Consider the following 23977-nt stretch of genomic DNA (forward strand, 5'->3'; position numbering starts at 1 on the left):
ATCCTCCCAGCCGTCTAACCGCAAGGAAGTAGACAAATTCACAACCACCAGGGAATGATTTGTGATGATGGCATAAAAAGGTGTGCGGAATGCGGCGCAGACGGTGGCAACCGACAAAGAAGTAAACTAAACTAACTTTTGCACAGGTTGCAAAAGACAATGTACGTGCGGGGTCTTCTGGGGCCCGCCAACGAGGAGGTTGAACATTGGGATTCACGCGTGAGGAAAAGGTCTTGTGGAGGCTGGACAGGCTTCTGGGCCAGCACCTGCAGAACGCCCTGTACCGTCACACCTGTCCTGTTTCAATCGAGTCCTGGGACGTCGCCGGCGAACCCGTCGACTTCCAGACGGCCAAGCAGGCCGAATACCGGCCTATGTCGGTCGGGGACCCGTGGGGAACGGCCTGGGACACCTGGTGGCTTCACGTGACCGGCCAGGTGCCGGCTGAGTGGGCCAACGAGGCGGATACCCGCCCCGAGCTGGTCGTCGATCTGGGCAGGGTCGGACTAGGTCCCGGATTCCAGGCTGAAGGCCTGGTCCGTCGCCCGGACGGGACCGTGATCAAGGCCGTGGAGCCCTTCAATGGGTGGGTGCCGGTGCCCGAACCAGGCCAGCCCTGCGAGTTCTACATTGAGGCCGCATCTAACCCCCAGATCTCCAACGGTGGGTCCTTCCACCCGACCGAGCTGGGCAACGAGGGTGTGGGCAAGGAGCAGGGCATCTACCGTCTTCAGCGGCTGGAGCTGGGCCTGCTTGACCTCCAGGTCTGGAACCTGATCCAAGAACTCAAGGTCCTCGAGGGTCTCCTGCACGAGGTAGACCCCACTCGCACTCGTTACGCTAACATCCTGGATGCCATCGAGGCTGCACTCAACAGCATCGACCCCAATGATGTGGCAGGCACCGCCCGCCGTGCCCGCCAGTGCCTTGTGGATGTGCTCAGTGCACCCGCCACCAAGGGTCACACCGTCTATGCCGTAGGCCACGCGCACATCGACTCCGCCTGGCTCTGGCCCCTCAGAGAGACCCCGCGCAAGGTGGCCAGGACCTTCAGCAATGCTGTCGAGCTGGCTGACGAGTACCCGGACTTCATCTTTGCTGCCTCCTCGGCCCAGCAGTACCAGTGGCTCAAGGACAGCGAGCCCGATGTCTACGAGGGTGTCAAGCGCAAGATTCGCTCCGGCCAGTTCGTCCCCGTCGGGGGGATGTGGGTTGAGAGCGATGCCAACCTGCCAGGTGGCGAGTCCCTGGTTCGCCAATTCCTCCAAGGCGGCCGCTTCTTCCAGGAGGAGTTCGGCGTCACTTCGCACGTCGCATGGCTGCCGGACAGTTTCGGCTATTCGGGCGCCTTCCCGCAGATTGCCCGCCTGGCAGGCATGGACTACTTCCTGACCCAGAAGATTTCCTGGAACGACACAGACACCTTCCCCTTCCACTCCTTCATGTGGCAGGGAATCGACGGGACGGAGATATTCACCCATTTCCCGCCGGCAGACAAGTACAACTCCGATGCCTCCCCGGCCGACGTAGCTCGCTCCGAGAAGAACTTCACCGAGAAGGGGAAGGGGGCTTCCAGCCTGCTCCTCTACGGCTGGGGTGACGGCGGTGGCGGGCCCACCCGTGAGATGGTGGCGGCGACCGAGCTCCAGGAGAATCTGGAGGGTGGCCCCCGCGTTCTGATGACCTCACCGGAGACCTTCTTCCGCCAGGCCAAGGAAGAGATGAAAGACCCGCCTCGTTGGGTGGGTGAACTCTACCTGGAGCTCCACCGTGGTACCGCCACCTCACAGGCGGCGACCAAGAGCGGGAACAAGCGTAGCGAGTCCCTTCTGCGGCAGGCCGAATGGTGGGCCAGCCAGGCTGCCATCCTCTGCGGGACCCCTTACCCCTACGAGGAGCTGCAGGAGATCTGGCGTAAGGTCCTCCTCTACCAGTTCCACGACATCCTTCCCGGATCGGCCATCGCCTGGGTCTATGCCGAGGTGCAGCGCTCCGACAGGAAGATTTGGTCCCAGCTGGAGGAGATCATCGACAGGTCCCTCAAGGCGCTTGCTGGCAGCGGCCCGGTCCAGCTGGAGGCCAACGCAGGGCCCCTGAGCCAGGAGGGTGTCCACGCTGGTGCCGTGTCCGCACCCGTCAGTACCGCCAGCGGCCAGGCACGCAGGGAGGGCGACGATACGGTCCTCGAAAACGACCGCGTCTCCTTCCGTATCGATGCCAGCGGTCATGTGGTCTCGGCCGTCGACAGGGTCTCCGATCGTGAGGTGATTGACCCGGCTGTCCCGGCCAACGTCCTCCGCCTCTTCGTCGACGCTCCCGCCCACTGGGATGCCTGGGATATCGAGAAGACCTACCAGGACATGGAACTGCCTGGTGCCCAGGTCGAGGAGACTACTTTGACCGACCAAGGGACCGTGACCGTCTCTGGGACCATCGGCCAGTCAACCTTCAGCCAGGAGCTCAGCTTGGATGATGACACTGATGCCCTGGTGATTCGCACACACGTGGATTGGAAGGAAAGCGATAGGTTGCTCAAGCTCTCCTTCCCGACCAACCTCTACACCAAGGAGTCTGTCAACGAGATCCAGTTCGGTCATCTGACCAGGCCGGTCACCGAGAACACCTCCTGGGAACAGGCCAGGTTCGAGGCCGCGGCCCAGCGGTGGGTTCACATCCAGGAGGGTGACTTCGGCGTCAGCCTGGCGAACTGCACCAACTACGGCCATGACATTCACCAGTTTGTCCTGCCGGATGGCAGGCCGGGCACACGCATCCAGATCTCCCTCCTGCGCGCCCCCCACTTCCCGGACCCCCGTGCCGACCTTGGAGAGCACGACTTCACAGTGGCCCTGGGTGTGGGTACCGACATCAGGCGGGCCATCCGGATGGGCTACAGGCTCAACGTTCCGGTCCGGCGGTTGACAGGCGCCCACCCGGTAGACCCCCTGGTCGAAGTGGACGGGCAGGATGTGCTGATTGAGAGCGTCAAGCTGGCCGAGGATAGGTCGGGCGATTTGGTCGTCCGTCTTTATGAATCCGCCGGTGCCCGTTCCCGTGCTCGGCTGACCGCCTGCTTTGATTGGTCCAGCGTCGACGAAGTGGGCCTCATGGAGGTTCCCTGCGATGCTGTCCAGCCGGCCATACGGTCCAAGGGTGAGGAAGGGATCGACCTTGAGCTCCATCCCTTCCAGATTGTGACCCTGCGGTTCCACAGGCCCTGAATCGAGTGAAAGGTGCCTTCCAGCAACCTGCCGGACGGCACCTTTCGCAATCCGCCTGTCAGATCGCCGACCGGTCCTTCCCGGACATCCCCGGGGCCGGGCCGGGTGTTAGATCGTGGTCCAATATGGCGCTGGCAGCTCCAATGGCGGCGATGTCGCCCCCCAAAGTGGTCGACAGGACCTTGAAGTCATGAACCTGCCTGAGGACGGACCGCCGCCTGAGAACTTGGGCCACTCTATCCAGGTAGATGTCTTCCAGAAGGTGCCAGTAGGGACCCCCGAAGACCACTGTGTCCATATCCCACAGGTCGGTCAGGATGGTCACAGCCCTGCCGATTCGCCCTGCCGATTCCAGGAGGAGGTCTCGGCAGACCTCATCGCCACCGTGGGCCCGTTGGCAGAGCGACTTGAAGGCCTCATCCAAGAAGGGGAGGTCAGCGGAATCGTTGAAGGCCCGCGGGTCCTGCACGTGGGTAGGAGCGGGGAAGAGGCCCTCCTTCTCAGCCTGTTTGACCAGGGAGCGTGGATCGCAGGTGACGGCCACGCACCCCCTTTGTCCACACCAGCAGGCAGGGCCCGAGGTGTCGACGACGATGTGTCCCATCTCTCCCACATTGCCTGTCCTACCTTGGTAGACATGGCCATGTCTGACAGTCCCGAAAGCGATGCCCAGGCCCATGTACATGAATAGGAAGTCCTGGCCAGTTTCCTCTCCCTTGCCCGCCCAGGTCTGGCCATGGCAGGCGGCGGTCACGTCTTTCTCCATGAAGACGGGCAGACCCGTGCTCAATTCCAAGTCGTGGGCCAGTCGGACGTTGCGCCAGCCGGAAAGGTTGGGTGGGTCGAGCACGGTCCCCCGCCTTGCATCGACTGGGCCGGGGATGGCTATGCCGATTCCTCCCATCCTCTTTCCGGGAATCCCGTTGCGTCCAAGCAGAAGAGAGACCGTCGAGGCCAGTGCTGCTATGGCCTGGGCAGAATCGTCAGGCAGGTCGGGCAGGTCTCTGTCGATGATATGGCCGGCCAGATTGATCAGAATGACGGTGGTTTTGGCCGGTTCCAGATGGATTCCCACAGCATAGCGCCCATCGGGATTCAACCTGATCGCCGTGCGGGGCTTCCCTCTGCCCACCGTCACCGTTCCCTCCTCTTGGACCAGTCCACTGTCAATCAACTTACGGACCATGTTGGTCACCGTCTGGCTGGTCAGGCCGGTCAGGTGGGACACCTCCACCCGACTGATCTGTCCGGCTTTTCGGATGGTGTCGAGAACGACGCTGCGGTTGTAATCGCCGACGGCGGTAAGGTTGGTCCCTTGCAGGAAGGGGGATTCTGACTGTTTGGAAAGGGACATTCTTGCCTCATTGATCGATGGTTTCCGCATCCCTGGTCCGAGCAAGTGCGGATGGATGGCCCTTTCGGCATCGGGGAGGGTTTCTTGTATGTCATTGATTTTATTGGCATGAAGCGACGTGGATGGGTAAGCAGGGCGGGCGTACCGGGCCAGGACCGTGTTGGGAGGGTGGGGGCTGATGGCCCGGGTACGGCCGATTCAACCGATGAAGTCCTCCACGCTTTACGCAGTGACTGGTCTTTGCCTTGTCATCTGTAGATGGCGAATTGGCGACCGACGTTGATTTCCCTTATGCGGCTTGGAAGAATCATCACTGCGAGGCGGCCCGATTGCCCTCGCAACTGTGCTGAGGGAGGGAGCTTCGATGAAACAACTGATTCAATACGCACGGCAGGATGTACAGAGCGTCACAGGCCCACGTTGGCATCCATCCGTTCGCAAGCATTGGATACTGCCATGAAACATACTGTCGATCCTTCCGACCAGGGCGAGCCCTTCCCCATCTACGCATCCGGTCTGCGCAGGCAGGTTTCGCCCAGGAAAGGGGAGATCATCACTCTCCTCGATAATGTGGAGTTCGCCGCCTCTTGGAGAGCCATGACCGGAATCGTGGGGCCATCGGGTAGCGGCAAATCAACCTTGCTCTACTGTCTGGCTGGTCTCGAACCAGTCAATTCCGGTAAGGTTGAGGTCCTGGGTCAATGCATCTCTGCCATGGGGGCTGCAGCGTCGGCACGGTTCCGACGTGCACACCTGGGCTTCGTTTTCCAGTCTTATAATTTGGTGCCTTCGATGAGTGTGGAGGACAACCTCAAACTGCCCTTCATCCTGCGCAAGACCCGCTGGCCGGAGGATCAGGCGCTCAAGCTGCTAGATAGACTGGGCATCAGGGGATTGTTCAAAGCCAACGTGGCCCTCCTGTCAGGGGGCGAACAGCAGCGTGTGGCCCTGGCCCGTGCGCTGATTTCGGATCCCGAAATCATCTTCGCTGATGAGCCTACAGGCGCCCTTGACCAGAGGACCGGAGAGGCGGTCGTCAATGAGCTCGTTGCCTTCGCCAATCGGCCGGGCCACGCAGTAATCATGGTCACCCACAGTCCGGAAGTCGCCTCCCGCTGCAACACACTGGTGCATCTCCGTGACGGTCGCATATCAGCAGACGACAAGGTTCCCATGCTGAAAGCGAGCATCTGATGCGACTTCTATTACGCGATTTCAAAGATGCCCCCTTGGCTTGGTCTGGCATCATGCTCGTGCTGATCGCCACGCAGACCATGGTCGGCCTGCTTGCCATGATGCTCTCTTCAGCCAGGGCCCTGGGTAATCACCCCGGCATGACCGAGCAAAGCCGCACCGCCTACCAAAATTTGATGATCCCTTTCGTAGCTCTCCTCATTGCCGCAGTATTGATCGTTCCGCAAGTTGTTTCATCAGTGATCAACCAGCGACGGCGCAACCTCGCCCTCCTGGCCCTGCAAGGCGCTACACCCTGGCAACTGACTTCACTGACCTGTCTGCGCGTGCTCATTTTGGCGCTTGCGGCCAGTGTGGTCTCGCTGGCTGCCTCTTTTCTGCTGGTCCGTCCTCTCTATGCTTGGGAGACCTCGCAGTTCCTGATCGGCAAGCAGCCTTTCATCGCCAGTTGCCAACTGACTTCCTGGGCGGCAGGAACCTCGTGCGGGGTATTGGTGGCCTTAATCGGCACGCTGCTGACCATCCGGACTATCAGCAGGATCAGTCCTGTGGAATCTTTGCGGGCCGCAATCAGCCCTCCAAAAGCAGCGGGCTTGGTTCGTCGTATCGCCGCTATCTTGTGTTTGCTGGCAGCATCGGCTGTCATGTTGATGCCGATTATTCAGGCTAGGACTATACCTGATGAGCAACTGGTCCGTTTGCACACCGCTGCACCCATCCTGCCCATCGCCATGGGCAGCACTTTCGGCTTCGTGCTCATGCTGGCCGCAATCTGCTTGGCTGGTCCTTCTCTGCTGGGCACGGTCACCAGCGGTTGGACCAGACTCATCGTTCTCCGCAAGCCCTCATGGCTGGTTGCTTACCGGCAAGCCGGTACCCGCATGCGCAGCCTCAGCTCCACGGTCATACCGCTGGTCGTAGGGGTCTCACTGTTGATGATGACGGATTCCTTCTACCAGACCAGCGCCGAATCCAGTCGCTTGCTGCCTCCCAACCTGGATGTCAGCAGCTCCGACTTCTCCATGCTCATTACGCTCCTGGGTCCCGCGCTGGTCGTTACGCTGGCTGGAGTATGCGCCGGATACCTGATCTCAGCCCACGGTCGAAGCCTGGATCTGTCCCTCATCTCGATTGCTGGCGCAGACCCGAATCAACTTGAAATCATGTCCGCCCTTGAAGGGTTCATCATGGCAACCACCGCCGTACTGATATCTTTTACCTCCAGCATCCTGCCGGTCATTGCTTACGCTGCCGGATTTCGCAAGGTATTTGGCGCTACCAGCATTGGCATACCTTGGACTCACTGGGCGCTGGTGTACCTGCTGCTGACTTCGGCGGCATCACTGGCTTCGTGGGCCACGGTGCACAAATCAGCAGGTCGTTCCCCTGCGGATGTGATAGCACAGTACACTGGCGAATGAACGTGGGCATCCTCGGCATGCGGCGTGAGGGGGCGCGATGAAGGGCATAGCAACCAACCTCTTCGAGTTGTTGAGCAATCAGCGCTTGACCAGATTTGTCATGCCTGTGCTGAGCCTGGCGTATACGCTTCTCTATGTCAGCGCCCCCGCGTTTCCTCCAGCCTGGGCCGAGAACATTCCTTTGCCCGTTTGGAAGACGGTCATCGGCCTGATCGGATTCCTGTGTTCCTGCCTGCTGTATTGGAGCAGGCAGCTTCCCCTGCTCATCACGATCATGGAGACCCTGATATACATCGGTCTGTCATTTGCCACTTCGGACGATAGCTTCCTGATACCACTGGTGGGCGCTCTCTATTTCTGCGTCTGTTTATCGTCGGCACCCAAGATTGCAGCAGGCGTAGGTGAGGTAGTCGCGGCCGTCAGTCTGGTCACCGTCAGCATGCATGCCGGGCACATGCTCTTTCTGGAATGGTCGGCCAGAATGGCTGTCATCATGGCGGTCGCGGCCGCTGCCGTAGCTGTCAGGTCCTACCGGATTCGACGCGAGACGCAACGGCGTGAGGAGCAGGAGCGCATCCGCTCTGAAATGTTTGCCAGGCAAAGGGATCAGGCTATATCACGTGCCCAGGTGGCAGGGGAGTTGCACGACAGCGTGGGCCATGACCTCACCACGATCATTGCCCTGACCCAGGGATTCGCTGACTCGGTTGAGACCGAGGAGCTGCAGGAGGTGCTTAAGGACATCAATCAGGTGGCCAGGGATGGGTTGGCAGACACCCGACAAGCCGTGCGTACCCTTGTCCAAGAGCATGAGGCGCTACCTGAAGAGTCCGATGATGATGGGCGTAGCTATGGCTCCAGGCTGCACACGCTCGACGAACTCGACCCCGTAATCGCCCATGCCCGCGCGGCTGGTCTGGCTGTCGTGTCTACCGAAACAGGGCATCAGCGGCACGATCCCAGACAGGATAACCTCTGCTTCATCATCAGCAGGGAGGCAATCACCAACACGCTCAGGCACGCCTCAGACCCGAGTACCATCGTCATCTCCCGTGACTATGAGCAGGACGGCACCCTCCGCATCAGCATTCACGATGATGGGCACGGGAATGAGCATGGGCAAGTCTTGGGCGATCAGCAACCGGCCATTCATGATCATCAAGGAGTGGGCCTCAAACAAATCAGCGAGCAATGCCGACTGATGGGAGGGAGCCTGAGTTGCGGACTGAGCGAGAACGGGGGATGGACGGTAGAAGCCATCCTGCCTGGCACCAGCGAGAAAGGGTGCAACGCCCATGATTGACCTGATGCTGGTCGATGACCTTGCGCTCCTCCGCAAGGGGCTGGTCCGCATGATCGAGGCTGACCACGATCTCCGGGTCGTCAGACAAGCCTCCAACGGTCAGGAGGCAGTGACCATGCTTCGGGAGATGAAAGCAGTCGCGCAGCCACTTCCTCGGGTAATCCTCATGGACGTTCGGATGCCGGTGATGGACGGCATCAGCGCCACTGCGGTCATTGCCAAGGAGTTCCCCGACATTCGTACGCTGATCCTGACCACCTATGACGAAGACGATTATGCCTTCACCGGTCTGCACGCAGGCGCCTACGGCTTTCTGCTCAAGGACGTATCTACCAGAGACCTGCACCGAGCCATTCACGCAGTGGCCGATGGGGACGCAGTGCTCACCCCCCGCATTACAGCAGAGCTCATCAACCGCGACAGAGCCTATGCCCGGCGTAAGGTCAGTGATCCGCAGGCCAGGCAGCAGCTGGATAAGTTGACCCCCAGGGAGTACGAGATAGCCGGGCTCATCGCTCAAGGTCTCTCCAATCAGGAAATAGCCCAGCGCCTCACTCTCGAAATTACCTCTGTCCGGCGTTACGTAAGTCGCATACTCGACAAGACCGGCCTGCGAGACCGTACACAAATCGTCATCACATGGTTTCAGGCCGGAATGTCTGACTGACGATTCATGACCAGCCTTCCCGGGCACTGGAAGGAAAAAAGCAGAAAGAACGATGGATCTTCAGTTCCGCTGGATGCTGTTTAAGTAAGCTGAAGCACAAAGGAGTGGCCAAGCACTCGACAGAGGAGGGGAACTATGGGAATCCGTCTGGTGAGGATGGACCAGCCGGGGGCGGTAGACACCGAAGCAATATGGGAATATCTGCAGGCATGTCGTGCTCGGCCTGAGGATGAAGCAGCCGGGCTCGGCCCCCTGGAGGACTGCCACAGCCTGGATGAGGTTCGTCAATCAGGCCTGCCGGAGGTGGCTCGTCAGGCGCGCGGCGATGATCTGCCGTCGGGATTTGTGCCCGCCCTGCAGTTCGCAGCCATGGATCCCAGCGGCAAACTGGTGGGGATGATTCAGTTGAGGCTGCAGCTTACAGAGGCGCTTCTACGCTCGGGCGGCAACATCGGCTATTCAGTTCGCCCTGATTGTCGTCGGCGGGGTTATGCCGGGCTGATGCTGGATGATTGCCTGCAACGGGCGGCCGCTCTTGGCATGAGCCGGGTCCTGATCACCTGCTCCCCGTCGAATCTGGCCAGCCGCCGGACTATCCTCTCGCGTGGCGGGCAACTGGAGAATGTGCTCCTCAGCAGCTTTGGTCAGCCAGTAGAACGATATTGGATTGATTGCAACTTGAGGTCATTTGTTGGTGGACTAGATCAACTCTTACCTGTAAAACCGAGACAGCAAGAGTCAAAGTCGGTTCGATGAGATTTAAGTGGTGGTAAATGGGTAAAGGCTGGGTCTTAGGGCAACATAGTTGCGTTACCTAGTGCTGGGGAAGGTCAAAGAGCAACCGCTCACTACAACTGCCCCGTCGGTAAAACGTACAAGTATTAAGGCATGGGTAGATGTTGATTTATTGCACTACGCAGATCCGACTGCATGAGGCTGGTCGAAAGAAATCTCCGTAACCTGCAAACGCTAGTCGTATGTTATCGAATCCGCTATTCGGCTTCTTTCACAGCATTGTTAATATCCTGAATGGCGGATTCGATTAAATCTTCTCTTGTGGTTTCCGGAGCGAAAATCTCATTGATCAGTTCAATCAGACGTGCATTGAATTGTTCCATCTTGTGCTTGGGAACTGCAAGCTGCGTTCTTCCTATGGTTGCGTCATGCAAGTAATCCCTGAGGAATACGGGAACGTTCTCGTATGTGACTTCGTAGTCACTTGTATTTTCCTGTCTGGAAAAGTGGGCAGTTACTCCATGCTGCAAAGTAACCGAGAAGTCTTCAACGCCGTCCCGTTCAATACTGTTCCTGGACAAAATGCACTACCTCCAATATTATTTAAAGATTTATTTTATTGTGCGAAGAACTGGAATGTTGCCTAGAACATTCTACGTCGTCTGGCGGTTGGCGCATTCACAGCGACGACAAGGCACAAGTATGCATGTGCCAAGTTTACGCAATCATTGGGTTCGGTTGCCTGGCATGAGTGAGTAATTGGACGGACTCGTACGTACATTTACTATGCATGCTACTTATTTTTCGTTCCACACCGAACGTCTGTTTTGGGGGCAGCAAGCATAGCGTTGGGGGGCCGACACTCATTCCGGTTTCACCGGACTGCGGGACACCCGAACCCGATAAGAGCTGTTATAGCGGCTCTAGAATCGTTCCCTGGCCTCTACGCGTCGATGATGTTCCTGCCTGTGTATCCGCGGATAATCCGCGCACAACGTGCCTCCTAGCCGCAAGGGAGTCATCGCCATAGTCGATATGTTCGAGCACGTTACTGATGTCATCCTCACTCAGTTCACGCTTGGGCTGCTTCGCCATCATCTCAGAAGTCCGCGTCTGTGCCGTGGTCGGCACTAAAGTTCGTGATGAGAGAACAGCATCACGCTATGCTCGTCGCTGACGGTGATGTTCGCAGCCGGCTAAGCTTCACGGGCACGATCAATAGCCTTCTTGAAACTTTGTTTATAAATTTTCGTTACGTTATATGAATCTACTTGTTGGTAGAGCAGTTGCCAGGGCACGAACCCCGGCCCTCGAAGATGTGACATGCGTCGGTTCGCCCACAAGTACGCATCCAAAGCCATCGGTGACTTGCCCAGTCTGGAAAACGCTTCGAGACTGATCGGAACCGGATTGTCGCATACGACTTTTTCGATGACGTATATACACATTCAGCATGCGGACTCATTGGTTTTGTATTATGTACGACGGCAAAGGAACCGCCATGAGGCATACATCTTCGACGCGGAAACCATCCGATGGGCCACTAGTCATTGCTGTCGGCTTTTTCGCGCTGGCATTAATTCTCGCTCATGTTATATCGTTTGCCACCGGCTCACAGTTCTGGGGTTTATGCACGTACCCAGCAGCCCGATTGATAATGATTATCTTCATGGTGGTCAGACACTGGCGTCGAAACAGTAAAGACCAGCTTCGTTTGAGATAGCCAATATGCGAAAAGGGCGAAATAGCGGGTTTCGTCGATCGCTTATGGCGTTTAGCATTGTTGCCGGCGTTCAACCTCCTGGCTGGTGAGCATGAGCCTGGGGAACTGTCATCCCACTTTTCTCAATACCTACTTTTGCTGGTACGGGTGCGGCTTCGCTTGATAAATGGGAATACGCTGTTCCAGCTGGAGGTAAATTCGCATTGGAATCAGTATTTGTCAGTTCCTGTTCTTGCATGCCATAATTGTGGGTTGGTGTCGATTTTTATGTCCGATCCAGCTTGTATCTTATTAGAAAATGTCTGAAATTCTGGGCTCATGGGTGAGGAATGAATATGGATTAGTAAGCTATCGTAGTTGAAGCAGATGGTCTCATGGAAAAGACCATCGGAGCCAAAATCACCATACTATGCTAGGCCGGAATTTGGACTGATTCTTTCCTCCACCTGCGCAGACTCAGCAAATTGAAATAGTCATGAATAGACAAGCAGCAATAGACGACACAACCCGCGCTTTACCACATCAGTATTGACGCTGAAAGGCTCTGGAATGGGCAATATCGAAGTAAGCGTATCGAACCTTACTGTTCGAATAAAGAACAAAACGATTCTCTCTCATCTTTCATTGGAGGTTGAAGAAGGGGCCTTCCACGGGGTCATCGGGCCAAATGGCGCTGGAAAGACAACCTTGTTCACCGTCTTGGAAGGACTGCAAAAACCGGTTGAGGGAACGGTCTCTGTTCTGGGCAAGACGCCCTATCCACGCAACTTGGCCCTGCTCCGCCAAATAGGCATCCAGCCTCAAAAGTCGTCCTTCTTCCCTAAAACGACGCTCCTTGAGCACCTTACCGCAGTGGCGGATATCTACCAGGTGCCCCGGTCGCGTATGGACGATCTTATTGATGCATTGAAACTGGATCATGTGGCATCCAACAAGGTTGAATCATTATCCGGCGGCGAACAGCAGAGATTGGCTATCGCTACGGCCGTCGTCCATCATCCTCGGCTGCTCTTTCTAGATGAGCCCACTGCCGCCCTCGATCCGGAGTCACGCCATGATCTTGTGAGCTTGCTCAAATCGAATCAGCAATTGGCCGCCACGGTTCTTTATACGACGCACCATCTGGATGAGGCGGAGCGGTTGTGCAGCATGGTTTCGATCTTGGCGGATAAGCATATTCTCGTAACAGCCAGTCCCAGCAAGCTTATTGCGCAAGCAGAGATGGAATCGACCATTCTTCTTCCAAATGCCTTGGATCACGCTGATCAAGTAGCCCATCTCGTGGGGGACGACTATGTAAAGGTCACGCCCGATGGTCTAACAGTACGCACCCGGGATACCGGAGTTACTTTCGCAAAATTGGTTGATTCAGGGATCAATACAAGCCAGGCGCAAGTCAAGGATGGGCGTCTGGAGGATGTCTACCTTCGCCTTCTCGAAAAGGAGAACGTCAAATGAACAGCTTCAAAACTCTATTCAAGTTGATGTTCCACTATGATATTCGTGATTGGTCCACTTTGGTTTTCACCTTTCTCTTTCCTATAGCTTTGTTGCTGGCCCTGGTCCTGTCTTTTAAGAGCTACGTTCCTGGAGTTGATATTGCCAGTCAAATCAGCGCCAATGTCATTGCATTTGGCGCTGCCTATGTGGGTATTTTTGCAGGGGCTTCGCACCTTGCTCTCTGGCGTGAGAATGGCATGCTTCAGACGGTTCGCAATTTTCCTCTATCCTGGAATGTGGTTATCCTCTCCCAAGCTGTTGTGGGTATCGTCGTTCTTCTGGCACAAGCTGTAGTGCTTGTCGTCTTGGGGATGGTCATGGGAATGAGGCTGAAACCGACGTTTTTGTCGGGATTGCTTCCCCTGGTCCTTGGCTATCTTTTGTTCTTTTTCCTGGGTGTCATCATCGCCATGATAATTTACTCAATCGTCGGGGTATCCATCCTTGCGAACATCATTATTCTGCCCCTGGGCTTCATTGGCGGAGCTATGATGCCTGTCAATATGCTGCCGTCCTGGGTGCAGACCATCGCCCCGTATACGCCCCTATATCACATGCGGGAGGCCTTATCGATGATGCTGATCGGATCGGGCACCTGGCCTCATGCCTGGCTCGGGATCCTCTACCTGACCGTGGGCTGCATTACCTTAGGGCTTGTTTCCATATACGGTTTTCGCTGGAAATGATACTTCTGACGGCTATGCACCTTTTGCTGCCATTGCGAGGAATTTCTCGGTTTCCTGAATGGTAGTTGCGGGCTCGGCTCAGGTTAATTCGCGCGAAAGCCATTCTTCTTGCCTTTGGCCGCCTTGGGTATACCTTGGGTAGGTATAAGAAGGGTCCAGGGCATCCACTGATCTGCCAGTGTGAAAGAGACCAATAGATTCCTCGTGTCGTAGCGCGTCTGCGGGGTTCTTCTGAGAGAATGGCATGTATGGTCTGGCTGATTGTCCTGGTATGGGTGCTGGTGGTGGTGGCATTCGTTGTATTTGTCATGCGCTTGGCGCTTGGCGAGTCCCAGGACCGTGCCTTCTCCCAGTCTCTCGATGAGCGTGTGCGCCGGGCTGCACGCCGTCAGCAGGAGCGAGAGAACAAGCTGCCGCGGATAACAGGAGGGCACCTGTCGTTCTCCCCTGGCTCGGGCGAGGACGCATCAACCGCTGAAGACGGCGAACATCCCTATCCGGTCTATGTCAATTCCTCCTCTGTGGTGGAGGTTCGGGGTCTGCTGGCCTCCGATTCCACGGACGAGTTAAATCTGCCCCCGCCACCGAGCAACGATTCCACATCGTCGGTCAGCCCGAGACAAAAGAAAAATGCCGTGCCGTCAGTTTCTGCGACCTCTGGGCCTCCAGCTCCCAGGAACTCCGCCCCACGATCATCCAGCCCCGAGCCTTCGCGTCCGCAGCGGAGGGAGCCTCAGGCCACCACCTCCGATGTCATGCCTGCAGTCAAGAGCGGTTCGCAGACGGAAAAGAGCCACCCAGGCGGAAAGTGACCGCTGGCGATAACCGTCCGTGTCCCTTTTCGCCCTTAGGCTGGTACCTATGACAACACAGCAGCTCCTTATTCTTATCGCGGTGTTGATCGTCCTGGTGCTGGCGGTGGTCGGTATTCTGGTGACGGTCCGCAAACGCCGGTCCCAGGGGGATTCCACCCGCCCCGGCAGGACGGAAGAGCCTGGTGATGGCCGCTCTTCTTTGCCTCCGGAGTCGGCGACCTCTGCAGAAAATAGCCAAGCTGAAGGCCGACCTGATGTCTCCCCAGAAGCTTCGTCGGGTGACCGGGCAATCCACTCTGCCTCGCCTGCATCGGATGCATCCTCCAATCCGGACGCACCTAAAGGTTCAGCAGGCTCAGTCGCTTCAGAGGCATCCAGTCAATCGTCCTCAGCCGATCAAGCAGCACCGTCGGCACAGGAGGAGCTGGCTCACCCGGAAGCATCCGCATCCCGTATGACCAGGCTCAAGGCCAGGCTGGCCAAGAGCCCCAACCCCTTCGGCAAGGCCCTATTTGCCATTCTGACCAAGGACCATCTGAGCGAGTCCGACTGGGAGGATGTGGAAGACACCCTGCTCATGGCGGATGTGGGCGCTGAGGCCAGCGAACAGCTGGTGAAACAGTTGCGTGACGATGCCCGGATCACCGGGCAGAAGGACCCAGCAGCAGTGCGTCGTGGCCTTCGTCAGCGCCTGATCGATCTGGTCGACCCCAATATGGACCGAACTCTGGCGGCTGCCCGACCCCAGGCCAACAGGCCGTCGGTCATCATCATGGTGGGTGTCAACGGCACCGGTAAGACCACCACGGCGGGCAAGCTGGCCAGACTCTTCGTGGCCGATGGCAAGTCGGTGGTCATGGGTGCTGCCGATACCTTCCGTGCCGCCGCCGCTGACCAGCTGGAGACCTGGGGCGGCAAGGTGGGCGTGCCCGTTGTCCGCAGCGACCGCGACGGTGCCGACCCGGCCTCGGTGGCCTTCGAAGCCGCGGAACGGGCCAAAAACGAACATGCAGATGTCCTCATCGTGGACACAGCCGGGCGCCTCCAGAACAAGGCCAACCTGATGGATCAGCTAGGCAAGATCCGGCGGGTGGTTGAGAAGAACCTGCCCGTGGACGAGGTTCTGCTGGTCCTGGATGCCACCACTGGGCAGAACGGGATGATCCAGGCCCAGGTCTTCGCCCAGGCCATCGGGGTCACAGGCATTGTCCTGACCAAGCTGGACGGCTCGGCCAAGGGCGGCATCGTCATTTCTGTCCAGCGGGAGCTGGGCGTGCCTGTCAAGCTGGTCGGGCTGGGCGAGGGTCCCGACGATCTGGCTGTCTTCGATCCCGAATCCTTTGTCGACGGCATTCTGGGAGACGAGTAGTCCTGCCGATAGGTCATAAGGTGGTCATCCAATAGTCACCCGCAGGTAATGCGGCGGTGACCTGACCGTCATCCGCTTCCTGTTTGATGAATCGGGAAGTGGAAGAGATTCTGACGTAGGCTGTCCGGAGGGAAGTCCTCTTTATTGGGACTGCTCGCTCGGATGGGGAAAAGCGAGGTGTAGGCATGGATTCTGGAAATGCTGCCTGGATGCTGGTAGCGGCATCCATGGTTTTCCTGATGACTCCGGCGGTGGCTTTCTTCTATGGGGGTATGGTCCGAGCCAAGGCTGTGCTCAACATGATGATGATGTCCACGCTGGCCATTGCCGTGACTGGGATCATTTGGACCCTCTGGGGATGGTCGATTTCCTTCGCAGGCAAGGATATTGGCGGCGTCTTCGGCGACCCCATCACCGGCTTCCTGCTCAAGGATACGGTCACAGCCAAGAATGGGGTCTTCACCTCGCTTGATTCCGCAAACGCTGCCTACCCGCACACGGTGGACATCGCCTTCCAGGCCGCCTTCGCCATGATCTGCGTGGCCCTGATCTCGGGAGCCCTTGCAGAGCGAGTCAGAATCAGCACCTGGATGATCTTCGTGGCCCTCTGGATCACCTTGGATTACGCGCCCATGGCCCACATGGTCTGGAATCACGGACTGCTGGCTGCCGATGGACCCATCTCCAACGCCATCGGAGCTCAGGCGCACGACTTCGCAGGCGGTACGGTCATCCACATCAACGCGGCAGTGGCAGCCCTGATCATTGTGCTCATCATCGGCAGGCGAATCGGCTTCCCCAAGGAATCCATGCGTCCCCACAATGTGCCCATGGTCATGCTGGGCGCCTTCCTGCTCTGGTTCGGCTGGTTCGGCTTCAATGCCGGGTCTGCCTTCGCAGCCAATGGCACAGCCGGATATGCCTGGGTTTCCACGACCATAGCCGCCAGCGGCGCCACCCTGGGCTGGCTCTTTACTGAACGGGTCCGCACCGGGCATTACACCGCCATGGGTGCCGCATCCGGCATGGTTGCCGGTCTGGTGGCCATCACCCCAGCGGCCGACGTGGTTTCACCCCTCTGGGCCATGGTCATCGGCCTCCTGGCTGGTTTCGTCTGCTGCCTGGCCTGTGGGCTCAAGTTCCGTTTCGCCTATGACGACTCCTTGGATGTGGTAGGCATCCACGGTGTGGGTGGTCTCTTGGGCACTCTGCTGATAGGCTTCTTTGGTACCGGCACGGGCTTCCTGGCCGGCGGCAATTTCCGGCAGCTGCTGGTTCAGTTCCTGGTGGCGCTGATTGCGATCATCTACGCGGCTGCAGTAACTGGCGTGATCGCTTTTGCGCTGGAGAAGACCATTGGTTGGCGGGTCAGCAAGGATCAGGAGGTCATCGGCGTCGATCAGAGCGATCAGGGTGAGAGCGCCTACGACTTCGGGTCCATTCTGAACTGATCAGAAAGGAAGGCAGCATGAAACTCATTACCGCCATCATTCAGCCCGGACGGCTGGATCAGGTTAAACAGGCCCTGACCGAGGTCGGCGTGCACGGTATGACCGTCTCGTCAGCCCAGGGCTATGGCCGGCAGGGCGGCCATAAGGAGGTCTACCGGGGCAGCACTGTCAAGGTGGACCTGGTTCCCAAGGTGCGGCTGGAGGTGCTGACCGAGGATCGCCGGGTTGACGAGCTGGTCGACACCATCGTCCAGGCCGCCGCCACCAACACTGTGGGCGACGGCAAGGTCTGGGTGCAGACCCTGGACTCGGTGGTCAGGGTCCGTACCGGGGAGACCGGCGTAGACGCTATCTGAGGCAGCCGCCTGCTGCCGTCTGTATGGTCGTTTTCCTGTGCTGACCAGTTTCGCAGGATCTTGTCGCTGTGGCCAATTTCATGGTCTAGCTGTCGGGATCCTGCTTTTTCTATGTCTGGGATTTCCTTGTCTGAGTCGTTGAAAATGGCTCTTCACGCTTGGCTGGTCTGGTCGATTGTCCCCATCCAGACATCGGTGCGCGTTCTCAAGCCATTGCAGATGGCCCTGACGCCGATGAAGAGGACATTGAGAACGGCCCAGAGCATGGCTATCCGCCAGGTGGGTGTCCAGTTTATGGCCAGAGCCGTCATGCCCAGCAGTCCGATTACATAGATCACGGCTGTCAGGGAGCAGGTGGCTGCCAGGTAGCGATAATCCCCGGCTCCGATCAGGATTCCGTCCAAGGCCCACATCCATCCAGCGACGGGCATGAAGACCCCTTGGACGATCATGCCCACGGTGATCAGAGATCTGATGGCCGGCGTTGGGCTGAACAACGGAGCAGCGAAGAGGCCCAAAGCGATCATGACCAGCCCGACCAGCACTCCCATGGTCATGCCGGCCTTGGCTGACAGGTCGGTCATGACCCGCGCTCGCGCCCGCTGTCTGGCGCCCAGCTCGGTGGCCACCAGTGACTGACCGGCGATGCCCACGGCATCCAGCATGTTCAGTCCGAAGTTCCAGGCCGAGTTGACCCCCTGGTAGGCAGCCAATACCTGCTCGCCCAGGTGGGCTGCAGCCACCACGGTCATGAACAGGCAGATCCGCAGGGCCAGGGTCCGCAGGAAGAGCGGGAAACCGTCGCCCATGCTGGCCGCCATGCCTGAGAGTCGGGGCCGCAGCTGGGCGCCTTCCTGACGGGCCCAGACCAGGGCGGGGATGGTCAAAAAGAGCCCCATGGCCCACTCGGCAATCAGCGTGGCCAGGCCTGAGCCCAGAATGTCCATGTGCAGGCCGAAGACCAGAAGGACCTCCAAGGCGGTGTTGAGGATGGCGCCTGATACAGCGGCCACCAGGGTGATCTTTACCTTTTGCAGTCCCCGGAAGATGCCGTTGGCCGCATAGACCATAAGCATGGCCGGAAGACCGAAGACCAGGGCATTCAGGTAGGTCTGCGCTGCCTGCAGGACCGGCCCGCGGGCTCCCATCAGGCTGCAGATGGGCCGGCTCAGAGCCAGGAGCAGGGCGCAGACGACCAGGCCGATGACGAAGGCCAGCCACATGCCGTCCACGCCGGCCTGCATGCCCTCCCTGCGGCGGCCTGCACCCATGAGTCGGGCCACCTGAGAGGTGGTCCCGTAGGCCAGGAAGATGCAGAGCCCCACGGTGGTCAGCACCACAGTGGATCCGATGGAGAGCCCGGCCAGGGCCGAGTCGCTGATGTGGCCCACGATGGCGGTGTCGATCATGACGAAGAGCGGGGAGGCGATCAGCTGGCCGAAGGTGGGTATGGCCAGTCCGGCAATAGTCCGGTAGGTCGCCCGCCGCTCTTCCGGCGTGATTGATCCGGTCTCGGTTTCAGGGATGTTCCTGTGGCTGTGCATGGACGTCATGCTAGTGCTCGGGCCTGAAGACGCAACCCCTGGAAGCCCGTCCGTGGACGCCCTGCCGGCAGATCACGTATCACCAAACAGCCCTGAGTGCAAGCTGGATTGATGATGTGGAAGGCTGTCCCCAAGTTTTGCACAGAGTTATACCCATGAGGTGGATAAGTTGCACACATGTCCTCTAGGACACGCCTTGAATGTGGATAACTTATTTTTCTGTACACATACAGGAGCAGCCCTGTGCCCGTCCAGTACGGTCGGCGCGTCCTGGTGAATGCCTTGGGTGAAATCCGTCTCTTAGGGCTGTCAAGGACGGTCCTCTTCGTAGAATCGTGGCTATGGCTTCCGACGACTACACCGACTACACCCATCCCGAACAGCGTCCCACCGATCATGCCCAGACCGGCCGTGACATGCTTTTCGACCGGGTGCCCCCGCATGACGACGATGCGGAGATGGCCGTGCTGGGCGGCATGCTCATGAGCAAGGATGCCATCGGCGAGGTCAGCCAGATGATCGAGATATCCGACTTCTACCAGCCCAAGCACCAGACCATCTACGAGGCCATCGTCACCCTCTTCTCGGCCTCCCAGCCGGTGGATGCGGTCCTGGTGGCCAACGAACTGCTCAAGTCCGGCGACCTGGAGAAAGTGGGGGGCACCGACTATCTGCACTCCCTGGTGGCCTCGGTCCCAACAGCCGCCAACGCCACCTACTATGCCGAAATCGTCCACCAGCGGGCCATCCTGCGCAATGTGATCGCGGCTGGCACCAAGATCGCCCAGCTGGGCTACTCGGCCGAGGGCTCCCAGGCCGAGGACATCGTCAATCTTGCCCAGGCTGAGGTCTACGAGATGAGCGTGGGCAGGGTCCGCCAGGATTACGAGGCCATCGGGCCGGTCGTCCATGACACCCTGGACCAGCTGGACAAGCTGCAGAACGGCGAAATGGAGCGGGGTGTACCCACCGGCTTCAAGAGCATCGACGATGTGACCCAGGGCCTGCAGCCCGGGCAGATGATCGTGGTGGCCGGCCGCCCGGCCATGGGCAAGTCCACCCTGGGCATCGACTTTGCCCGCGCCGCAGCCCTCCACAACAACATGACCACAGTGGTCTTCTCCCTGGAGATGAGCAAGACCGAGCTGGCCCAGCGCATCATCTCGGCCGAGACCGACATCCCCCTGGTGGCCCTGCGCCGGGCGGATGACATCACCCCCGAACGTTGGAACACCCTGAACACCTTCTGGAGCAGACTCCAGGACGCCCCGCTCTTCCTGGACGATTCGCCCAACATGAGCCTGATGGAGATCCGCGCCAAGTGCCGCCGGCTCAAGCAGACCAACGATCTGAAGCTGGTGGTCATCGACTACCTGCAGCTGATGACCTCGGGCAAGCGGGTCGAATCCCGCCAGCAGGAGGTCTCCGACTTCTCACGCGCCCTGAAGCTGTTGGCCAAGGAGCTGGAGGTCCCGGTGGTGGCGCTGAGCCAGCTCAACCGTGGTCCTGAGATGCGCAACGACAAGAAGCCCATGCTCTCCGACCTGCGCGAGTCCGGTTCCATCGAGCAGGATGCCGACGTGGTCTTCCTGGTCCACCGACCGGACTTCTACGACAAGGAGGACCGTCCGGGCGAGGCCGACATCATCCTGGCCAAGCACCGCAACGGCCCCACCGACACCTTTAAGCTGGCCTTCCTGGGCGAGAAGTCCAAGTTCAAGGACATGCCCCAGGACTACCAGCAGGGAGGGGTCTGATCATGCGGTCCACGACTTCCAAGGCGCAGCCTGCCGATCAGCCTGATCGTCCCCGTCGGCCTTGGCGTTCGCTCCTGGCCCTTCTGGTCGGCAAGGCGGTGCGCCTCGTTTCGCGACTATCCCATCATGGCGGTTCGGCCCTGCCTGGCAAGGTGGTGGAGCGGATCGACCCGGGCTTCCTGGCCAGGACCCTGTCGGGGCTGCCTCGTGGTGTGGTTCTGGTCTCGGGTACCAACGGCAAGACCACCACCACCCGGATGGTGGCCTCCATGCTGGAATCCCTGGGCCTCAAGGTCTTCACCAATCCGACCGGATCCAACTTCACCCGCGGCGTTGTTTCGGCTTTGGTCTCTACATTGGGGCTCTCCGGCCGTCTGCATGCCGACATCGCCGTCTTGGAGCTGGATGAGGCCTATGCGGTCCACTTTGTGCGACAGGTCAGGCCCCGTTACGCCCTTCTGCTCAATGTCATGCGCGACCAGCTGGACCGGTTTGGGGAAATCGACACTACAGCCCGGCTGCTGGGTCAGGTGGCTCAGGCCACCACGGGCACGGTGGTCCTCAACCGTGAGGATCCGCGCATTGCCAGCCTGGCCGCCCAGACACCGGCCCAGACCGGTGTGGCCTACTTCGGCTTGTCAGACGATCTGCTGAACTATTTCCCCACCGATGACGACATGCATGCCTCGGACCGGGGTGCTGACGTTGGCAGTGCGGGCAGCGCTCCCCGTCCGGTCCGCCATGGTCACCGGCTGCCAGCCGAGGTGACCCTGGAACGGGTCATGGACCACAGGGCTGCCTTCCGCCTGGACGGTCGGATCCTGGAGACCGATCTGCGTTTGGAGGGCGTCTACAACCTCTACAATGCGGCCGCTGCCCTGGCGCTGGTGAGAGTCGTTCTGGAAGACAGGGAGCCTGATGATGCAGCGCTCATGGATGCCCTGTCCAAGGTGACGCCCGCCTTCGGCCGCGGAGAGGTCATCACCTACCAGGGCGCGCCGGTTGAGCTGGTCCTGGTCAAGAACCCCATGGGCTTCCGCCTGGCCCTGTCCTCCTTCGACCCTGCCGGACAGGACACCATGATCGCCATCCGCGACGAGTATGCGGACGGACGTGACATGAGCTGGCTCTGGGATGTGGACTTCACCTCGCTCAGGGATACCGGCGTGGCCATGGTTTCCGGCACCCGGGCCTATGACATGGCCCTGCGTCTGGCCTATGACCAAGTGCCCACGGATGCGATCGAGACCGACCTGGATCGGGCGCTGACGGCCTTCCTTGAGGTGCACCCAGGGCGGCCCAAGCGAATCTACTGCACTTACACGTCAATGCTCCGGCTCCGGTCCGCCCTCGGCAGGATCACGAGCGTTGACGATGCCGGGGTGGGCGCATGAGCGAGCGAACCAAAAGGAGCGCAGGAATGTCGCAGTCGCAGGATAAGGCAAAGGCCGCTGGGACCCATCCGCCGCTGCAGATCCTCTCCCTCTACCACCGTGACATGAACATCTACGGGGATTCGGGCAACATACTCAGCGTGACCCGCAGGGCTGATCTGTATGGGTTCAGTCCCGTGGTCCGTTATTACGATCCCGGCGATGCCTGGCCGGAGCGGATCGACATGATTCTGGGCGGTGGCGGCCAGGACCATGGCCAGGAACGGATCATCGACGACCTGCGGGAGCGGGGCGGGCTTCTGCGCGATCTGGCCGACCAGGATGTGCCCATGCTGATGATCTGCGGGCTCTACCAGCTCTTCGGCCATTATTTCGAGACCTCCGATCATGAGCGCCTGGAGGGGGTCGGCATCCTCGACGTGCATACCATTGCCGAGCCCGAGCGGATGATCGGCAACCTGGTGGAGCAGGCAGAGGACTTCGGCAGGGTGGTCGGCTATGAGAACCACTCGGGCCTGACCTACCTGGGGGAGGGAGCCCAGCCCCTGGGCATGGTGACCGAGGATGGCCGCGGCAACAATGGCAAGGACCACACCGAGGGGGCCCGATGGAAGAAGGTCATCGGCACCTACATGCACGGGTCGCTGCTGCCGAAGAATCCGGCCATCACAGACTTTCTTATCAAGGGTGCAGCCGAAAGGCGGTACGGCCAGGGCACCTTCGCCCAGATGAAGAAGGCCATGGACCAGAGGAGCCGGAGCGAACTGGAGCGTCTGGACTCCCTGGCAGATCAGGCCAGCCGCATCGCTGCCTCCAGGCCCAGATGAGGAGGGGCCTGCGGTTGCGTCTGCGGGTCCGGCACAGATTTTGATGAGTGGTCGGAGGGCAATAACAGGGGAAAGACGTTGCGGTCCCTCCTGCTACGGTGTCGAGTGGGATCAGTCGGGGATATCCAGCTAGACTATAAAGAGAGACGGCCGCTCGTCTCTTGGCGGTCAAAAGAGCCCGGTACTTCAAGGGCGTATGAATGCTGGGAGGCATATCATGTCGGATTTGCATATCGGTGACGGATTGCACAAGGTGCTTCTGGCTGGCATCGGAGCCTTGGCCACAGGCGTGGAGAAGGGCCAGGAGGTCATTGACAACCTGGTCAAGAAGGGTGAGCTGACAGTAGAGCAGGGGAAGATTCTTAATACTGAGTTAAAGCGGAACAGGAAGAACCCTCCCGCTCCTGCACCTGCACCGGCTGCGTCGGCCCCGGCTGCTGGCGCGCCCAGGCCTGCGACTCATGTTGCTCCTGATCCCCGTCGTCCCGACCATGAGCCCCTGGCGCCAATGCCGAATCGTCGGTCTGGGTCCATCCCCATCACCTCCAATGATCCCATTGCGGGTCAGCAGGGCTGAAGGCGGTCAATTACTGTCAGCGTCGGTCGTCTGCGCCGGAATGCCTGCCGCTGGTCGGCCATGCGGATAAAGGACGCAGGTGA

General features: G+C 59.2%; 19 protein-coding genes. 16 read left to right on the forward strand and 3 right to left on the reverse strand.

What is annotated here, in order from left to right; translation table 11 throughout:
• The first annotated feature begins 206 nt into the window (after nt 1-206).
• Nucleotides 207-3221 carry a glycoside hydrolase family 38 C-terminal domain-containing protein gene (locus CI603_RS02195; protein WP_121912865.1) on the forward strand — a complete coding sequence of 1005 codons (3015 nt, stop codon included), beginning with the start codon at nt 207-209 and terminating at the stop codon, nt 3219-3221.
• Between the two features lie 58 nt (nt 3222-3279).
• On the opposite strand, the gene CI603_RS02200 is transcribed toward CI603_RS02195, so the two are convergent.
• Nucleotides 3280-4575 carry an ROK family transcriptional regulator gene (locus CI603_RS02200; RefSeq protein WP_183122207.1) on the reverse strand — a complete coding sequence of 432 codons (1296 nt, stop codon included), beginning with the start codon at nt 4573-4575 and terminating at the stop codon, nt 3280-3282.
• Between the two features lie 456 nt (nt 4576-5031).
• Between CI603_RS02200 and CI603_RS02205 the strand changes: the two genes are divergently transcribed.
• The 5 genes from CI603_RS02205 (at nt 5032) to CI603_RS02225 (ending at nt 9916) form a co-directional block, all read left to right on the forward strand.
• Nucleotides 5032-5769, forward strand: coding sequence for an ABC transporter ATP-binding protein (locus tag CI603_RS02205; RefSeq protein WP_121912867.1), 738 nt, complete (start codon nt 5032-5034; stop codon nt 5767-5769).
• A complete protein-coding gene (locus CI603_RS02210) occupies nt 5769-7190 on the forward strand; it encodes an FtsX-like permease family protein (protein WP_121912868.1) in 1422 nt (473 codons plus the stop codon). Before CI603_RS02205 ends, CI603_RS02210 begins: the two co-directional genes overlap by 1 nt.
• 37 nt (nt 7191-7227) lie before the next feature.
• A complete protein-coding gene (locus CI603_RS02215; protein WP_121912869.1) occupies nt 7228-8493 on the forward strand; it encodes a sensor histidine kinase in 1266 nt (421 codons plus the stop codon).
• Nucleotides 8486-9160 carry a response regulator transcription factor gene (locus tag CI603_RS02220; protein ID WP_121912870.1) on the forward strand — a complete coding sequence of 225 codons (675 nt, stop codon included), beginning with the start codon at nt 8486-8488 and terminating at the stop codon, nt 9158-9160. The genes CI603_RS02215 and CI603_RS02220 overlap by 8 nt, the downstream gene beginning before the upstream one ends.
• A 135-nt stretch (nt 9161-9295) precedes the next feature.
• Nucleotides 9296-9916: a GNAT family N-acetyltransferase gene (locus tag CI603_RS02225; protein WP_121912871.1), complete on the forward strand. Its 621-nt coding sequence runs from the start codon at nt 9296-9298 to the stop codon at nt 9914-9916.
• 236 nt (nt 9917-10152) lie between these two features.
• Here CI603_RS02225 and CI603_RS02230 read toward each other — a convergent pair whose 3' ends face one another.
• On the reverse strand, nt 10153-10476 hold the full coding sequence (locus CI603_RS02230; RefSeq protein WP_121912872.1) for a hypothetical protein: 324 nt from the start codon (nt 10474-10476) through the stop codon (nt 10153-10155).
• 1691 nt (nt 10477-12167) lie between these two features.
• Between CI603_RS02230 and CI603_RS02240 the strand changes: the two genes are divergently transcribed.
• The 6 genes from CI603_RS02240 to CI603_RS02265 all read left to right on the forward strand — a co-directional run bounded on the left by CI603_RS02240 (nt 12168) and on the right by CI603_RS02265 (nt 17795).
• Nucleotides 12168-13076, forward strand: a complete 909-nt coding sequence (locus tag CI603_RS02240; RefSeq protein WP_121912874.1) for an ABC transporter ATP-binding protein — start codon at nt 12168-12170, stop codon at nt 13074-13076.
• The gene (locus CI603_RS02245; protein ID WP_121912875.1) at nt 13073-13804 is read left to right on the forward strand and encodes an ABC transporter permease; all 732 of its coding nucleotides are present in this window, start codon (nt 13073-13075) and stop codon (nt 13802-13804) included. The genes CI603_RS02240 and CI603_RS02245 overlap by 4 nt, the downstream gene beginning before the upstream one ends.
• A 248-nt stretch (nt 13805-14052) precedes the next feature.
• The gene (locus CI603_RS02250; protein ID WP_121912876.1) at nt 14053-14616 is read left to right on the forward strand and encodes a hypothetical protein; all 564 of its coding nucleotides are present in this window, start codon (nt 14053-14055) and stop codon (nt 14614-14616) included.
• A gap of 49 nt (nt 14617-14665) precedes the next feature.
• The gene (gene ftsY / locus CI603_RS02255) at nt 14666-15988 is read left to right on the forward strand and encodes a signal recognition particle-docking protein FtsY (protein WP_183122208.1); all 1323 of its coding nucleotides are present in this window, start codon (nt 14666-14668) and stop codon (nt 15986-15988) included.
• 185 nt (nt 15989-16173) lie between these two features.
• Nucleotides 16174-17439: an ammonium transporter gene (locus CI603_RS02260; protein ID WP_121912877.1), complete on the forward strand. Its 1266-nt coding sequence runs from the start codon at nt 16174-16176 to the stop codon at nt 17437-17439.
• A gap of 17 nt (nt 17440-17456) precedes the next feature.
• Nucleotides 17457-17795 carry a P-II family nitrogen regulator gene (locus tag CI603_RS02265; RefSeq protein ID WP_121912878.1) on the forward strand — a complete coding sequence of 113 codons (339 nt, stop codon included), beginning with the start codon at nt 17457-17459 and terminating at the stop codon, nt 17793-17795.
• 152 nt (nt 17796-17947) lie between these two features.
• Here CI603_RS02265 and CI603_RS02270 read toward each other — a convergent pair whose 3' ends face one another.
• Complete coding sequence (locus CI603_RS02270; RefSeq protein WP_395947963.1) at nt 17948-19339, reverse strand: MATE family efflux transporter; 1392 nt, start codon at nt 19337-19339, stop codon at nt 17948-17950.
• A gap of 416 nt (nt 19340-19755) precedes the next feature.
• Between CI603_RS02270 and dnaB the strand changes: the two genes are divergently transcribed.
• The 4 genes from dnaB (at nt 19756) to CI603_RS02290 (ending at nt 23894) form a co-directional block, all read left to right on the forward strand.
• Nucleotides 19756-21096, forward strand: coding sequence for a replicative DNA helicase (gene dnaB / locus CI603_RS02275; RefSeq protein ID WP_046323917.1), 1341 nt, complete (start codon nt 19756-19758; stop codon nt 21094-21096).
• A 2-nt stretch (nt 21097-21098) separates the two neighbouring features.
• Nucleotides 21099-22490: a Mur ligase family protein gene (locus tag CI603_RS02280; RefSeq protein WP_121912880.1), complete on the forward strand. Its 1392-nt coding sequence runs from the start codon at nt 21099-21101 to the stop codon at nt 22488-22490.
• A gap of 26 nt (nt 22491-22516) precedes the next feature.
• Nucleotides 22517-23317: a type 1 glutamine amidotransferase gene (locus CI603_RS02285; protein ID WP_121912881.1), complete on the forward strand. Its 801-nt coding sequence runs from the start codon at nt 22517-22519 to the stop codon at nt 23315-23317.
• A gap of 217 nt (nt 23318-23534) precedes the next feature.
• Nucleotides 23535-23894 (forward strand): phasin family protein, encoded by a 360-nt coding sequence (locus tag CI603_RS02290; protein ID WP_141650120.1) that lies wholly within the window; start codon nt 23535-23537, stop codon nt 23892-23894.
• Nucleotides 23895-23977 lie beyond the last annotated feature (83 nt).

The organism is Bifidobacterium sp. wkB338 (genome assembly GCF_003688325.1).
Taxonomy (GTDB): domain Bacteria; phylum Actinomycetota; class Actinomycetes; order Actinomycetales; family Bifidobacteriaceae; genus Bombiscardovia; species Bombiscardovia polysaccharolytica.